Genomic DNA, 16,221 nt, shown 5'->3' with positions numbered 1-16,221 from the left:
GACGCCGCGCTGTGGTCAGTTTCCTCTCACGCAGAACTCGTTGCCGTCGGGATCGGCCAGCACGACGGTGCCGTCCGCACCGACCTCGAGCCGGGTCGCCCCGAGGGCGACCAGCCGGTCGACTTCCGCTTGCTGGTCGCCGCCGGCCGGGGCGAGTTCGAAGCGCTGCGGGTTCCTCACCGCTTTCGGGGCCACGGGTGGGCCTCCCCACGCGACCTTCGTGCCGCCGAGCGGTGACTGGATCGCAGTCTCCTGGTCCTGGTCCCACACCAGCGGCCAGCCCAGCGCCTCGCTCCAGAAGAGGCCGACCTCCCGGGTGCCGTCGCAGGCGAGTTCTCCGAGCAGGCCGCATCCGGCGAGGAAGCCGTTGCCCGGCTCGATCACGCAGAACTCGTTGCCCTCGGGGTCGGCCAGGACGACGTGCCCCTCCTCGGGGCGCTGCCCGACGTCGAGGTGGCTTCCGCCGAGCCTCAGCGCCGTGGCCACCGTGTGCTGCTGGTCGTCGGGGCTGGCGCTGGTCAGGTGAAGGTGCATGCGGCGGTTCTGCCGCCCCACCTCTTCCGCGCGGCTCGCGACGAACCGGAGACCGAGCTGGCCGTCCTCGCCGGGCAGGAGCGCGCCATCGGCGTCCTCGACGACCTGGCGGCCGAGCATGCCGGCCCAGAACTGCGCCAGGCGGGCCGCGTTGTGCGCATCGAAGGTCACCGTTAGTAGCCGCGAGATCATCGCCTCAGAGTAGGCAGTGGCCAGCAGGGCGACAAGGCGATTATCCGGCCGGCGTATCGCGAGTGGCGCGGGGCGCGTGCCGTCTCAACGGGCGCGTCGAGCGGCTACGGTGTACCCGATGATCACTCCCGCCCAGACGACGAGTCGGCTGAACAAGGACATCGGCGCCGTTGTGCGGCCGCTGGGCTTCCACGGCACTCGCGGGAACTGGTCGGTCGTCACGACCGACGGCGTCGCACAGATCAGTGTCGGACGGAGTGTGATGCGCAGCGCCGGCGGCGGCACGATCTTCGTCAGCGTGGGCATCGGTGTGGTGCCGGTCGCATGGTGGGAGTACCTGAACTGGCGCGCCGCCCGCTGGGGCCAGCCTCCGATACCGTTGGACAAGAACGCTACGTCCTACCGGATCGGGTTCGTCGAGACCCGCCAATGCCCGGAGGATAGTTACCACCACCTGCGCCTGGACCCTGGCAGGTACCCGGCGACCGTGACGACGACCGAGGAGCTGGACCACGCTGCGGCGCTGCTGGTCGGTGCGGCCGACAAGCTCGTCCACACCGCGCTCGACCTGCTCCGGCCGGGCCGTTACCTCGAGGCGCTGCGCGGCATACCCGATCTCGGCGGCGCGATGTGGGAGCCGCTGGTGGTGCTGCTCGCCGAGGGCGGCCCGTCGGCCGAACTCGATGCCGCGATCGAGGACATGCGGGCCGACTACGCCAACTACGGCTTCGGCCCACCCGACATGGAGGTCGAGTACGCCCGCATGCGGGCCGCGGCGGCGGGGGAGCGGCAAGGTGCGTGAGGAGATCATCTAGTGCGGTAACCAGGTACGCCGGATTCTGGTTCGGCGACAAGAACATTCCCGAACCGGCCTCCTACTCCTACACGCGCCCGAGCAGACCGTCGGCCGGCCAGGTGGGACGGCCACCGCGAACGTTCGCGAGGATGGGATGACGGCCGAGGCGGGAGGATACGGTGGAGCGCGGCGACGACCGGTCGCCGCGCTCGCTCGCTGAGAAGAGGTGACTTCGATGGCCGATGCGCCGATCTTGGTGCTCGGGGCGACCGGCGGTCAGGGCAGTGCCGTTGTCGAGGCGTTGTTGGGCCGCGGAACCCGGGTGCGGGCGCTGGTGCGCGACCCGAAGCGGGCGGCGGCTCGCCGGCTGGCCGACCGGGGCGTCGAGGTGGTCGCCGGTTCGCTGGATGATCCCAGCTCGCTGGCCACGGCGATGGCGGGCGCGGGGTCCACCTTCGCGCTCACGACTCCGTTCGAGGCGGGCGTGGATGCCGAAGTGGCCCAGGGGCGGGCGATCTTGGCAGCCGCCGGCGAAGCTCGGGTGCCGCACCTGGTGTTCAGCTCGGTGGCCGGCGCCGATCAGGGAAGCGGTGTGCCCCACTTCGACAGCAAGGCGCGCATCGAAACCGAGCTGGCTGCTGGTGACGTCCCCTACACGATCTTGGGGCCGACGTACTTCTTCGACAACGCGCTCGGCGGGGCGGACCGCATTCGCAGTGGGGTGCTCGATCTGCCGCTGCCGGCGGATCGGCCGCTGCAGCAGATTGCCCGCACCGACCACGGGGTCTTCGCCGCGCAGGTGCTTCTCGACCCCGCCCCCTACGTCGGGCGACGCATCGAGTTGGCCGGCGATGCCCCCACCCCCGCCCAGATGGCGGCCGCACTGGGCGCGGCGCTGGGACGGGAAGTGCGCCATGAGAGGGTGCCGCTGGCCGATATCGGCGATCCGGACATGCACGCGATGTGGGCGTTCCTGAACGGGCCGGGCTACCAGGTCGACATCGCCGCGCTGCATGCGGCCCACCCGGAGGTTGGTTGGACCAGCTTCGCCGATTGGGCCCACCGCACGTTCGGATCTGCTTCGTGAACGTTCCCGGCTGACGACCGCTGCCCGTATCCCTGCTCCGCATCCCCGACGGTCGGCACGGCGGATGCCCTCGGACGCGCCCGCACCGAGCGACGCTGATCGAAGACCCCGTTCCGACGCATGGCCCGACGCAGCACCGGCCGCGCGAACCATCGCGGATCCTCGACGCATTTTTGCTGATCGTCGTCGCGCCGCTGTGACGGCACCAAGGCGTCTTGACGTCCTCAATACGATCAGGGCTCGTCCTATCAGTAGGAGGATGTCGATGCGTCGGGCGCTGCGGACGGGTACGCCGATCTTCCTGCTCATCCTGCTCGGCGCGGTCGGCTGGTACGCCTCGTACGCCACCACCGTCCTCGTGTGGGAGCTGCGCAAACTCGTGCCCTGGCTGGTAGCGCCGGCCCTGCTGGCCCTGCTCGCCGGGGTGCCGGCCCTGGTGCGACTGCTCACCCACCGGCTCCGCGGGCGCACGACCACGTCCGAGTTGACCAGGGGGACCATCGTCCTCGGTTGGCTGGGCGCCGCCGTCGGACTGGCCCTTGGGGCGTGCTGGCTGGTATACGGCGAATACCTCCAGGATCGGGCGTACGGGACCACCATGCGGGTGGTGAGCGATCCGGTCCCGGACCTGGCCGCACGTGCGCCGTACCTGGTCGGCAAGGCCCAGGCCGCGCCCAACCTGGGCGACGTCACCGGCGAGATCACCGACGTCAGCTACCTGCCCGACTCCGACCGGTTCGCCATCCTGGTCGAGCGGCGCGGCTGGTTGGCCGGTTACGAGGTCGGTCTGGTGCAGGAGGTGCCTCTCGGCGGCAACAGCCGGGCGCAGCAGCGGTGCCAGTTCGACGTGTCAGCCGCCGACGCGCGGATCGGCGGCTGGTTCAGCCACAACCTGGGCCGGAAGATCTCCGCCGAACGGCGCTGGGCCCGGTTCTCCGCAGACGACGCGTACGTCTACTGCCAGGGCGACAACCCGATCGTGGTGGTGCCGCTGAAACGGCAGACCGGAATCCTGGTGGTGACCGAACGGCCGGCCGGTGTGGCGCAGTACGACGGCCGAACCGGAAAGGTCACGATCACTGACGACACGACGAAGGTGCCCGGACCGTCTTACCCGATCAGCCTGGCCGCCCAGCAGCGGGAGGGCACCACCGCCGTCGGTGGCTTCGCCGACTGGTGGTTCGAGCGCAGCGGCTGGGACGCCTCCGAGGACGGCGCCAACGAGGGCAACGAGTCGGAGTTCACCCTCCGCTACCGCGACGGCAGTGGACGCAGCGCGTACGTCACCCCGCTCACCCCGCAGGGCGAGGCCAGTTCGGTGGTGGCGGTGTCGACCGTGCCGACCCGGCACGCCGGCCGCGGTCTCGCCCCGCTGACCGTGCACCGGCTCAGCCCGACCTGGTCGTCGCCTCAGGCGATCGTCGCCCTGATCAAGGCGGAGTACCGGGACGTCTGCTGCTGGAACGACGACCAGGTGTTCGAGGTGGTGCCGACCGGCGGCAGCACGTGGACCGCCACACTCGGCAGTGAGCAGAGCATCCGGTACCGGGTGGAGGGCCGGGGCCAGATCAACGGCCGGGAGGCGACCTGCCTGAAGAACGCCGACGGCACCCTCGTCCGGTGCGCGTACGCCGCCCCCGGCTCGCCTGAGGAACAGGAGCTGCAGCGCCGGGACCAGCAGAAGCAACGGGAGCAGGCGGCGAACGGCGGCACGGACCCGGGCGACCTGACGAAGTACACCGACGAGCGGTTGGCCGAGCTGCACCGGCGGGTCGCCGAGGAGGTCGACCGCCGCCTCAAGGAGCGGTAGTGGTCGGTGACTGGTCCACTGCGCAGCCGTGCCGCCAGGACCGATGCCACGTCATCATCACCTCGTTCAGCTCGGCCTGCGTCAGCGCCGCGTCGTGGCGGCCGTCCACGGCCCGGTCGACCTGCTCGGCGTCGCGAGCATCGTTGGGCGGCGCTCCTGCCGCTCTGTGACCCATGCCACACGTAGTTCCTGTCAGCAATCGGGGCGCCGTTCCGCTCAACTCGCGGAGGCAAGCGAACCGACAGGAGCAACCCATGAAGCACCGCATCGTCGTCCTCGGCGCCGGCTATGCCGGGGCCCACGTGGCCGGGAACCTGGCCCGCCGGCTGTCCTCGGCGGACACCGAGATCACCGTGGTCAACGCCGAGCCGGACTTCGTCCAGCGGCTGCGGCTGCACGAACTCGCGGCCGGCCACGAGATCAAGGCTCCGAAACTCGCCGACGTCTTCGCGGGCACGGGGATACGGCTGCGCCTGGCCCGTGTCACCGCCGTCGACCCCGAGCGCCAGGTCGTCGCCCTGGCCGACGCCGACGGCGGCGGCGAGCTCGGCTACGACACGCTTCTCTACGCGCTCGGCAGCCACGGCGACGACCACGGCGTCCCCGGCGTGGCCGAGCACGCCTTCGACATCGCCGCCCGGCCCTCGGCGCTGCGCCTGCGCGAGCGCCTGGACAGCCTGGGCAGGCGGGGCGAAGGAGGGCGTGTGCTGGTCGTCGGCGACGGGTTGACCGGCATCGAGACCGCCACCGAGATCGCCGAAGCCCGGCCCGGCCTGTCGGTGGCGCTGGTCGCCCGCGGCGAGCTGGGCGCCCGGCTCTCCGCCGGAGCCCGCAGCCACCTGCGCCGGGCCTGTGCCCGGCTGGGCATCACCGTCCTGGAGCACACCAGCGTCGAAGCCGTCGAAGCGACGCGGGTGCTGTGCGCCGACGGCACCGCCCTGGCGTCCGACGCAACCGTGTGGACGGCCGGGTTCGCGGTCAACCCCATCGCCGCCGCCAGCGGGCTGGAGGTCACCGAGAACGGTCGGATCGTCGTCGATCGCACCATGCGGTCGGTCTCGCACCCGAACGTCTACGCCGCCGGCGACAGCGCCTACGCCATCGGCGACAACGGCCGGCCGCTGCCGATGTCCTGCGCCTCGGCCGGCTTCACCGGCCAGCAGGCCATCGAGGCGATCATGGGACGCCTGACCGGCCGCAAAATCGCGAACACCAAGCTGGTCTACCCGGGCAACCACATCAGCCTCGGGCGGCGGGACGGAATCCTGCAGCTGGTCGACGACGAAGCGCAGGCAACGCCGAAGTACGCGGGCGGCCGGAAGGCCGCGCGGATCAAGTCGGCCATCCTCAGGATCTCGCTGTGGGCCACCTCGCACCCGACCTTCGGCCTGCCCAAGCGCAAGCACCGCCTGGCCGCCGCGCCGGATGCGTCCGCCAAGAAGGCGGTCGGCGTAGCCGCCTAGGGTGGTCCGAGTGGACAGCACCGCCACTGATCGCTTCGACACCGGTCGGTTCGAGGCCAGCCGGTTCCGGCTGGCCTCGCTGGCGTACCGGCTGCTCGGCTCCGCCGCCGACGCCGAAGACGCCGTGCAGGATGCGTTCCTGCACTGGCAGGCCGTCGACCGGCAGCGGATCAAGGTGCCGGAAGCATGGCTGACCAAGGTCGTCACCAACCTGTGCCTCGACCGGCTCCGCTCGGCACAGGCCCGCCGCGAACGCACCGTCGGCGCCTGGCTACCCGAACCGCTCCTCGCCGGCGACCCGATGCTCGGCCCGGCCGACACTGTCGAGCAGCGCGAATCGGTCTCGCTGGCCGTGCTGACTCTCATGGAGCGCCTGTCACCCCACGAGCGGGCCGTCTACGTCCTGCGCGAAGCGTTCTCCTACAGCCACGCCGAGATCGCCGAGATCCTCGACATCACCGAGCCCGCAAGCCAGCAGCACCTCCACCGGGCCCGGCGCCGCATCGCCGCCGCGCGCCGCCGCGGCGGCGGCGAAGTCGACCCGGCATCCGCCCGCAGGATCGTCGAGGAATTCCTCGCCGCTGCCTCCTCGGGCCGCACCGAACGGCTGGTAGCGCTGCTCACCGACGACGCGACCGCGATCACCGACGGCGCCGGCCTGGCCGAGACGCTGCTGCGGTACGACACTCCGCAGCGCGTCGCCGCCGTCGTACGGGCCGGCTTCAAACCCACACCCGCGAAACGGCGACTTGCCGGCGGCACGCCCGCCATCCACTACGCGCTCGTCAACGGCGCCCCAGCCATCCTCTTCGTGCTCGGCGACCAGGTCCTCGGGGCCGTGGCGTTCGACATCACCAACGGCAAGATCGCAACCGTGCGCGGCATCGCCGCCCCCACCCGCCTCGCCCGCCTCAGCGAAGCCTGGCGGCAGCACGAACCGGACCCGCCCCTCATCAGCCAGTGGTGACCCGACGCCGACCGAAAGAGCATTGCTATGTGCCTCGACTGAGTGGCCGCGAACGTGGCACCTTTCGCGAGTCGACTGGCGCAGCCCGCCGTCACGACCGTGGCGGGTAGCCACCGGCAGATCCGGATCCGTCTCGACGTACGGTTCCACTCAACCCCGGACGCCGCCGATCGCGTCTCACCCTGCATCCGCACGTGACACGAGGCGGATGTGACCTGGAGGTGGCGTGAGTCGGCACGAGGACGACGAACAGTTCCGGCTGTTCGTACAACGACAGTGGGGGCCGTTGCTGCGAACGGCCTACCTGCTGACCGGCGATCGGGGGACAGCCGAGGACCTGGCGCAGACGGCGTTGGAGAAGACCCATCGGCGCTGGGGGCGGGTACTGCGCAGGGACGCGCCCGAGGTCTACGTACGCCGGGCGATGGTCAACACGGCGATCTCCTGGCGGCGTCGGCGGCGACCGCTGGAGGTGCCGCTGCTGACCTCCGACAGCGCGCCGACGCCGGACGCGTACGCGCAGGTGGAGGAGCGGCAACTGCTCCTCACCGCGCTGCGGCGGTTGCCGCCCAGGACCCAGGCGGTGCTGGTGCTGCGCTACTTCGAGGACCTCAGCGAGGCGGACACCGCCAAGGTTCTCGGCTGCTCCGTCGGCTCGGTGAAGAGCCAGGCGTCGCGCGGGTTGGCCCGGCTGCGGGGCGAGTTCGCCCCACCCGTCCCTCAGTCCCCGGTACGGCTCGAGGAGGAACTGGCATGACCGAGAGCTTCGCGAATTCGACGCTCAGTCCCGCGCTGCGGCAGGCCGCGCACGGCGTCGACGTACCCGAGGACCCGTGGCCGGGGTTCGCCCGGCGCGAGCGACGGCACCGGCGGACGCGGCTGATCCGGGCGGCGGTCGCCGTCGCGGTCGGGGCCGCGCTCGTCGGGATCCAGACCAACGTGGTGCCCCTGCCCGGGTGGGCGCCCGGCATCGCGGTCGCCGCCGCCCCGGCAGCGCTGCTCGACGCCCCGCCCCGGGGCACGCTGGCCGGCGACCAGGACTGGCTGGACACGCTGCGGACGCGGATCAGCACCGACCCGCGGATCAGCGGCGACACACCGTCGGGTGTCCTGAACCCGGATGGCGTCTGGAAGGTCGGCGACCGTGACCGGATCCGCCTGCTGTACGGCAGTGACCAGCCGGGCCACCGGGTCGCGCTGGTGGCGGTGCCGTTGCGGTTCGGCCTGCTGATCAAGGAGGCGCTGGTCTGGTACGTGGGTCCGGCCGGGGCCGGCGCCGAACAGATGCACTACGCCGGCCACAGCGAGGGCGTCGACGACCCGGTGATGACCCTGATGCAGGCCGGTCCCGACCGGGGCGGATTCGCGGTCGTCGTCGGGCCGGCCGAATCCACCGTGATGATCAGTGGCGACCCTCGCTACACGCCGAGGGGAACCCTGGAGTACCAGAACCTCGCCAGGGAGGACGGCAGCGGGGTCGGGTTCGCCGTCCTGCCCCCCGTGCCGCTCCGGAACGAACCCGTCGTCCGGGTCAGCCGCGGCGACCACGTGCTCTACCAGGGCGGCCTGGGCGGCGGCCCGTACGCCGGGATCGACCCGACCGGCGCTGAGATGGACATCCTGCTCACCGCCGCCCGACGGGGTGCCCGAGGCACGCCGCTGGACGACGCCACCCTGCGCAGCTTCGTCGAAGAGGCACTCCTCGACAGCCGCCTCCCCGCGGTCGGCACGACGGTGCGGCTGCGCTGGTCGGGCAGCGAGCACGGCCAGGCCGCCGCGCTGCTCACCGTGCAGCCCGCCGGCGGCGGGGTGATCGCGTACGCCAGGCACGGCGACGACCGAACCGGCTGGTGGACCGACCTGCGGCTGCTGTTGCCGGCCGAAGGCGCCGACCAGCGGCCGATCGGCTGGCGGATCCGGGCCGACAACGGCACCCGCACGCCGACGGACCAGGTGCGGGTGATCGCCCCGCCGGACGCGGCCCGCGTCACGGTCACGGTCGGCGGCGCACCCCCGGCCACGGTCACCCTCGACACGTCGAACGCCGGCACCACCCGGATACCGCCGGACCAGCCGGCCACCCTCACCGCGTACGCCACGGACGGCAGCGTCCTCGGAAGCACCCCGTTGCCGCCGGTCGAGGCCAACATGTCGGGCCTGCCGGGCGACAGCCCGGCTACCCGGGTGATCCCCTGACGAACCGAAAGCGTGGCCGAGCCGTCCGAGGACGGCTCGGCCAGGCCGAGCAGGTGGAACCGGGCGTCGAGCGGGGACTTCGTGCCCGCGCTGGAGTCTTTCCCGGGCTCCGCGGCCGGGCTGTCGGCAGCGGCCATCACCCGACTGACCCGGCGATGGACCGATGACTGCCACGAGGTGGGTGACCCACGCCCCAGCAGGCCGGGGTTGCCGCAGCGTGGATAGGGTGTCGCGCATGTCAGGGGCAGCTCAGCCGGCGGATCCGGGAGCCGAGCGCCCCCACCGGCTGCGCATCCACCTGCTCGGCGGGTTCCGTGTCGAGCGAGAAGGCGGCCGGTCGGTGGCCGAGCAGTGGCGGCGTACCGGTGCCCGCACCCTGGTCAAACTGCTGGCCGTCACGCCCGGCGGGCGACTGCACCGCGACCAGGCGATGGAGGCGCTGTGGCCGGAGATGCCGTACGAGGCGACGCTGCGGAGTCTCCGCGTGACCCTGCACGCGGCGCGGCACGCCCTGGAACCTGAACTGGCGCCACGCAGCCCGTCGGCGTACCTGCACACCGAGGGTGAGCTGATCTGCCTCGACCGGGACCTGATACTGATCGATGCCGACGAGGCCACGGCCGCTGCCGCGCACGCTCTTGCGACCGGTGACCGGGCGGCGCTCGCCTCGGTACTGACCTCGTTGAGCCGTGAGCTGCTGCCCGAGGACCGGTACGCGTCCTGGGCCGAGGAGCGCCGGCGCCAGTTGGTGGCCCTGCGCAGCCGGGTCGTCCCGGCCCTCGCCACCGTGTTGGCCCGGACCGGCGAGACGGACCAGGCAGTGGAGGTGTTGCGCCTCGAACTGGAACGGACTCCGGCCGCGGAGGAACTGCACCTGCTGTTGGCGCGGGTGTTGCTGGATGCCGGACGGCCGAGGCAGGCCGTACGGCAGTACCACGTGGCGCGCGATGTGCTCGCAGAGGAGTTGGGTTTTCCGCCCGCGGCCGAGTTCCAGGCGCTGCTGCGAGAGGCACTCGACGCCCTGACGTCCCCACGCACCGGGGCGGACCGGACGGTGGTGCAGTTGCCGCCGGTGATCCACCACCCGCACGACCAGCCCCTGATCGGCCGCGCGCGTCCGCTTGCCCTGCTCGTCGGGCATGCCACCGACGCCCCCACCCTCGCCGGGCGGCCGGGCGGCGCGCCGCTGGCGCTGGTGGCGGGGGAGGCGGGCATCGGCAAGACCCGCCTCGTCGCGGAGGTGGCCGGGCAGGCCGCCAGGGCGGGAACCCAGGTGCTGTGGGGTACCTGTCGCACAGCCGAGGGGCAGACCCCGTACGGGGTGTTCGTCGACGCGCTCGACAGCTATCTCGCCGCGTGCCCGGCGGTGGAGCGGGCGACGATCGCCGCCGAACATCCCGGTCTTGCTGCCGTCCTGACCAGCCTCGGGGAAGCGCCCACCCGCGCGGGTAGCCCCGAGGAGGAACAGGCCCGCTTCTTCCGGTCCGTGAGCGCGCTGCTGACCGATCTCGCCGCCGCCCGGCCGCTTCTGCTCGTCCTCGACGACCTGCACGCCGCCGATCCGGCATCCCTGCGGTTGCTGCACCATCTCATCCGTACCGCCCAGTCACGGCGCTGGCGGTTCGTCGCGACCGTCCGCGGCGACGAACTGCCCGCCGGTGACCCACGTCGCCTCATCCTGGACGCCCTCGCGGAGCAGGGGTTGGCGGTCGAGGTCGAACTGCTCCGGCTCAGCCGAGCCGACTGTGCCCGGCTGGTCGGAATTCCGCCGCAGCGGGCTCGGCGCATCTACGAGCTGTCCCGAGGCAACCCGCTGTTCGCGCTGGAACTCGCCACCGCCGGCGAGGTGCGGGGCGTGCCCGACGGGGTGCGCAGACTGGTCAGCGGACGGCTCTCCCAGCTGCCCGACGAGGCCCGTGCGGCGCTCGGTGCCCTCGCCGTCGGCGGCGGCGGCGCGATCTCCGTCGCCGAACTGGAGGCCGTCGCGGCTGCCGGGCTCCACCCGCCCCTCGGCGGCCCTGCCGTCGCCGCCGCACTCGACACGGCGGTCACGGCCGGCTTCATCGTGGAACGCACGGTCACGGCACTCGGGCGTCCAGTGACCGGCTACGCGTTCCGTCACCCGCTGGTCGAACTCGCCTGCGCCGAAGGGGTCGGTGCCGCGAGCCGGCGGCAACTGCATCGCGCGTACGCCGAGACCGTGCTGGTCCAGCGCCCCGACGCGGTGGAAGCCGCGGCCTTCCATCTCAGCCGGGCCGACGATCCGCGCGCCGCGCACTGGCTGCGCCGTGCTGCCGAACGTGCCGCCAGTCTCTTCGCCAACGACAGCGCCTGCGCCTACTACGCCGACCTGGTCGCGCGCCTGGAGCCGAACGACCCGGCCGCGGCAGCCGCCGCCCGGCTCGACTGGGGTACGGTGCTGCGCCGCAGCGCCCGCTACCACGAGGCGGAGGAGGTGCTGCGGGTGGCGCTGACGTCGTACCGGCAGTCGGCAGAGCCCCGAAGCGTGGTACGCGCGGCGATCGCCCTGGCGGAGGTGCTCGGCCGGGCGCTGCGGCCGCAGGACGGGTTGGCGGAGCTGGAATCCGTGCGGCATCTCCTGGAGGACCGACCGGTCCCGGGCGACGAGGGCACCCCGCACACCGATCGGGTCGACCTCGAACTGACCGTCGGGACGATGCTTTTCGGCTCCGGGCAGTACGCCGACGCGCTCGCCGCGCTCACCCGTGCCGAGCATGCCGCGAGACAGCTCGACGAGGCGGTGACGCTGCCCCAGCTCGCCCAGATCGAGTGCGTACGCGCCGCATGCCTGCTGGTCACCGGGAACGTCGCGGCGGCGTCGGAGGCGTGCGAGCAGGCCTTGCGGCTGGCCGAGCGCTGTGACGACATCCCGCTGTTGGCTCGCGCGCTGTCCATCATGGGGGAACTGGCCCGGGAGACCGGCCGGCTGGACGTGGCCCGCGACTGCGCGCGGCGGGCGGTGGCGGCGGCGCGCCGGATGGGTGACCCGGCCGTCCTCGCCATCGACCAGAGCAACCTCGCCGAGATCGAGCTGCTCCACGGCGAACACCGACGGGCGCAGGCCCTGGCGACGTCCGCGGTACGACTGGCCCGGTCACTCGGTCGGTCCTGGGCGTTACCGCCCGCCCTGGCCAACCTCACCACGGTTCTGCTGCGGACCGGCCGTACGGAGGAGGCGCGGGCGGCGCTGGCCGACTGCGAGCAGGCGGCTCGGAACTCCAACGACCCCCAGGTGCTGGGCCGGGTCCGCGTGCTCGCCGCGGAGTTGGCCGCCGAGCCGGCTGCCGCGGCGGTTGACTGACGTACGCCACCACGGCCAACCGAACGCTCGCCGTCGTCACGGTAACTGACTTGTAACTGCCGTCTTCTACGGTTCGGCCGCCACACCGCCCCACCACCACCCGAGGTAGCCCATGCATCCGGTCCATGCCGTCGTCGACGCCGGCGGCGAGCCCTGGCCGAGGGTGCGGGACGTCCTCGAACGGCACTGCCACCGCCTTCCACCCGGATACGTGGTGGAGGTGCTCACCGAGGACCCGGCGATCCCCGGCGAACTGGGCGCATGGTGTGCGGCGGGCGGCGGCGAGCTGCTCGCCGCCGACGAGACCGCGGTGCCCGCGATGTTCCGGATACGGACCGTGGGACACCCGCGCAGCCAATGGAATCCGGAGGATCGATGAGACATCCCACCTTCTCCCGATGGGTCGCAGGGCTGGCCGGCCTGGCGATCATCGGGTGGCCGGCGCTTCCCGCGTCCGCCGAGCCCGCGCCGCCGGCCGCTGATTCGTCGGCCGCGAACGGCACGACGATCACCCTGGTCACCGGCGACCGGATCACGGTGACCACCGCCCCGGACGGCACCCGGTCCTACAGCGCGGAACCGGCACCCGACTCCGCGCCCGGCACGTTCCTCGCCCGCACCGACGTGGCAGGCGAGACCTTCTTCTACCCCAGCGACGTGATCGGACAGGTCGGCACCCGGCTCGACCCGCAGCTGTTCAACGTCACCGGACTGCTGCGCGACGGCTACGACGACGCCCACCGCGACACCCTCCCACTGATCGTCAAGCGCAACACCAGGGCGGCGGCCAAGGCGAGGGCCGTAGCCGACGACCTGTTGACCGACGGACGCGACCTGCCCTCCATCGGGGCCAGCGCGGCCGTCCTGGACAAGGACGACGCCGACGAACTCGGCGAGACGCTGGACAGCTTCAGCCGGATCTGGCTGGACGGCAAGGCCGAGGCGGATGCCCTCGACCGCAACCTGACGCAGGTCAAGGCACCCGAGGCATGGGCGGCGGGCCGTACCGGCGAGGGTGTCAAGGTCGCGGTGCTGGACACCGGCGCGGACCCGAACCACCCCGACCTGGCCGGCCGCATCAGCGCCTCGGCGGACTTCACCGGCAAGGGCAACGCCACCGACGGGCAGGGTCACGGCACCCATGTCGCCGCGACCGTCGCGGGTAGCGGTGCTGGCGCGGCCGGCATCCGTTCCGGGGTCGCCCCGCACGCGGACCTGATCGTCGGCAAGGTCCTCGACGACAAGGGCGACGGCTACAACTCGCAGATCATCGCGGGCATGGAGTGGGCCGTCGCGCAGGGTGCACGGATCATCAACATGTCGCTGGGCAGCGGCCCCACCGACGGCACCGACCCGGTGTCCACCGCGCTGGAGCAACTCACCGCCCAGTCCGGCGCGCTGTTCGTGGTCTCCGCCGGCAACGACGGCCCCCGCGTCGGCTCCGTCTCCGCGCCGTCGGTCGCCCCGCACGCCCTGTCCGTCGCGGCCGTCGACTTCGCCGGCGGCACCGCCGCCTTCTCCAGCCGGGGACCGGCGCGGGCACCGGGACTCGTCAAGCCGGAGATCGCCGCACCCGGCGTCAACATCGTGGCCGCCCGCGCCGCCGGGACCACCATCGGCACTGTCCAGGCCGACCCCAACTACACGGCGCTGAGCGGTACGTCGATGGCCGCCCCGCACGTCGCCGGCGTCGCGACGCTACTCGCCGAAGAGCACCCGGACTGGAAGGCCGACCGGCTGAAGTCGGTGCTCATGGGGACCGCGGTGGCCCCGCCGGCGTCGCAGTCGATCCACGAGGTGGGCGCCGGCCTCGTCGACGCCGACGCCGCCCTGTCGCAGCCCCTCTTCGCCTCCGCCGGGTCCCTGGCCTTCCCCGCCGGTGAGGGCACCACCACCCGCACGCTGACCATCACCAACACCGGCACCGCGGAGGCCACCGTCAACCTCGCGGGCACCCTCGCCCGCGCCGGCGCTGCCACGCCCCCCGGCCTGCTGGCCGTCAGCCCGGCCGCCGTCACGCTGCCCGCCGGCGGCTCAGGCGAGGTCACGCTCACCGTCGACAGCACCGGTACGCCGACCGGCACCTACAGCGGGGCGCTGACCGCCACCCCGGCGAACGGCGGGCAGTCGCTGCGCATCCCGCTGCTGCTCGACCGCGCGCGTACCGTCAGGATCTCGGCGTTCGACCGGGACGGGAACCCGGCTCCGGCCCAGGTGACGATGCTCAACGCCGACAGCGGCACCGCTGTCACCGTCAATCTTCCCGCCGCGGGCACCACCGAGGTCCGCGTGCCCGACGGCCCGTACGTGGTCGTCGGCACCATCGCCATGACGGTCAACGGCAAGCCCGCAGGCGCGATCCTGACCAAGGACAACCCCGCGAACTCCGACACGATCGTCCTCGACGCGCGGGAAACGCGCCGCTGGACCGTCACCGCGGACGGCTTCGACACCCGGCCCGAACTCGTCGCCGCCAACCTGCGGCGCATGACGAAGGACGGCAGGTACTGGACCGGCCACAGCGTCCTGTTCGGCGGCGCGTACGGCCCGTTCAGCCGGGACGCGCTCTGGATCACCCCGACCAACGGCACCATGGACGGCACGGTCGGCCGTTCCGAGCACTGGCGGCTGGCGGACGCGAAGAGCGACCATATGACCGGCGACGGCGACTTCCTGTTCGACCTCACGTTCGCCGACGACGAGGTGCCGGACGACCCCACGCACCGGCTCCGCACCGAAGACATCGAGGACCTGGCCAAGGTCCGTACGACCTACAAGGGTTTCAACGAGGACCACCGCTACCAGGAGGGCACCACCGTCTACGGTCCCAACCTGATCGGGCTCAACGTCACCTCGCCGTCGTACCTGACCGTGCCCCGGGTCCGCACCGAGTACATCACCGCCCGGAACACGCAGTGGATGAAGCTCACCTATCGGAACAAGGACCGCGTGGAGTACCGCTTCACCCAGCAGCCGCGGGCCTACCAGCCCGGCACCACCACCCGCGACACCTGGTTCGCCGCCCCGATCGGGGTCCGAGCCCAGGGAACAGTCACCGGCCCGCGGCTGCAACTGACGTTGGACGACGCGGTCGACAGCCAGGGGCGGAAGGGCATGTACGCCGACTTCAGCTACCCGTCGAAGTCCGACGCCACCACGCGGCTCTACCGGGACGGGGCGCTTGTCGCGGACCGCGGCACGATGCTCGACAAGACCTTCGACGGCAGCGGACCCGCGTCGTACGTCCTCGAGCGTTCCTTCACCTCGGGCGACGTCTACCCCGTTGGCGGCGAGGGCAGGACCAGGTGGGCCTTCCGCACCGACGGTTCGTCGGGCGAGGCGACCCCGGTGCGGCTGCTCAACGTGGCCGTCACCGCGGATCTCGACCTGCACAACCGGGCCCGCGCGGACCGGCCGCTGAACGTGAACGTCAGCGTCACCGGCGCCTCGGGCGAGCTCCGTAACCTGACGGCCTGGGTGACCGCCGACGGCGGTGCCACCTGGACCGAGGTCAAGGTCCGACCCGCCGGCCCGGGGGAGTACGGCTTCACCGCGCCGCGCACGGCACTGGTTGCCGACAGCTTCGTCGGCTTCCGGGTCACCGCCGAGGACGCCACCGGCACCTCGATCGACCAGACGCTGCTGCGAGCCATCCCGGTCGTACGCTGATGACGTCGTGGGGGGGGGGGGGGGGGGGGGGGGGGGGGGGGGGGGGGGGGGGGGGGGGGGGGGGGGGGGGGGGGGGGGGGGGGGGGGGGGGGGGGGGTGGTTGGGGGGGGGGGGGGGGGGGGGGGGGGGGGGGGGGGGGGGGGGGGGGGGGTGGGGAGGGGGGGGGAGGGGGAAAAGGAAGATCC

Annotated in this window: 11 protein-coding genes; 10 read left to right on the top strand and 1 reads right to left on the bottom strand. The window is 72.5% G+C overall.

Features of this window, described 5'->3' with window-relative positions; genetic code table 11:
* Positions 1-15: 15 nt before the first annotated feature.
* On the bottom strand, positions 16-726 hold the full coding sequence (locus tag ACZ6O2_RS30165; protein WP_350709817.1) for a VOC family protein: 711 nt from the start codon (positions 724-726) through the stop codon (positions 16-18).
* A 630-nt stretch (positions 727-1,356) separates the two neighbouring features.
* Here ACZ6O2_RS30165 and ACZ6O2_RS30160 point away from each other — a divergent pair.
* The 10 genes from ACZ6O2_RS30160 (at position 1,357) to ACZ6O2_RS30115 (ending at position 16,036) form a co-directional block, all read left to right on the top strand.
* A complete protein-coding gene (locus ACZ6O2_RS30160) occupies positions 1,357-1,680 on the top strand; it encodes a DUF5996 family protein (RefSeq protein WP_466025247.1) in 324 nt (107 codons plus the stop codon).
* Between the two features lie 77 nt (positions 1,681-1,757).
* A complete protein-coding gene (locus ACZ6O2_RS30155) occupies positions 1,758-2,609 on the top strand; it encodes an NmrA/HSCARG family protein (protein WP_466025246.1) in 852 nt (283 codons plus the stop codon).
* Between the two features lie 259 nt (positions 2,610-2,868).
* Positions 2,869-4,419, top strand: coding sequence for a hypothetical protein (locus tag ACZ6O2_RS30150; protein WP_466025245.1), 1,551 nt, complete (start codon positions 2,869-2,871; stop codon positions 4,417-4,419).
* Positions 4,420-4,673: 254 nt separating this feature from the next.
* The gene (locus ACZ6O2_RS30145; protein ID WP_466025244.1) at positions 4,674-5,882 is read left to right on the top strand and encodes an NAD(P)/FAD-dependent oxidoreductase; all 1,209 of its coding nucleotides are present in this window, start codon (positions 4,674-4,676) and stop codon (positions 5,880-5,882) included.
* A gap of 10 nt (positions 5,883-5,892) precedes the next feature.
* Positions 5,893-6,849 (top strand): sigma-70 family RNA polymerase sigma factor, encoded by a 957-nt coding sequence (locus ACZ6O2_RS30140; protein ID WP_466025243.1) that lies wholly within the window; start codon positions 5,893-5,895, stop codon positions 6,847-6,849.
* Between the two features lie 226 nt (positions 6,850-7,075).
* A complete protein-coding gene (locus tag ACZ6O2_RS30135; RefSeq protein WP_350709827.1) occupies positions 7,076-7,606 on the top strand; it encodes a SigE family RNA polymerase sigma factor in 531 nt (176 codons plus the stop codon).
* Entirely contained in the window at positions 7,603-9,045 is a 1,443-nt protein-coding gene (locus ACZ6O2_RS30130) for a hypothetical protein (protein ID WP_466025242.1), read from the top strand. Before ACZ6O2_RS30135 ends, ACZ6O2_RS30130 begins: the two co-directional genes overlap by 4 nt.
* Positions 9,046-9,280: 235 nt before the next feature.
* A complete protein-coding gene (locus ACZ6O2_RS30125; protein ID WP_466025241.1) occupies positions 9,281-12,367 on the top strand; it encodes an ATP-binding protein in 3,087 nt (1,028 codons plus the stop codon).
* A 112-nt stretch (positions 12,368-12,479) separates the two neighbouring features.
* On the top strand, positions 12,480-12,746 hold the full coding sequence (locus tag ACZ6O2_RS30120) for a hypothetical protein (RefSeq protein WP_466025240.1): 267 nt from the start codon (positions 12,480-12,482) through the stop codon (positions 12,744-12,746).
* Entirely contained in the window at positions 12,743-16,036 is a 3,294-nt protein-coding gene (locus ACZ6O2_RS30115) for a S8 family peptidase (protein ID WP_466025239.1), read from the top strand. Before ACZ6O2_RS30120 ends, ACZ6O2_RS30115 begins: the two co-directional genes overlap by 4 nt.
* Positions 16,037-16,221 lie beyond the last annotated feature (185 nt).

The sequence above is a fragment of the Micromonospora sp. NPDC048040 genome (assembly GCF_055587185.1).
Note: the sequence above shows the minus strand (reverse complement) of the source record. Positions and strands in the feature narration are given on the sequence as shown.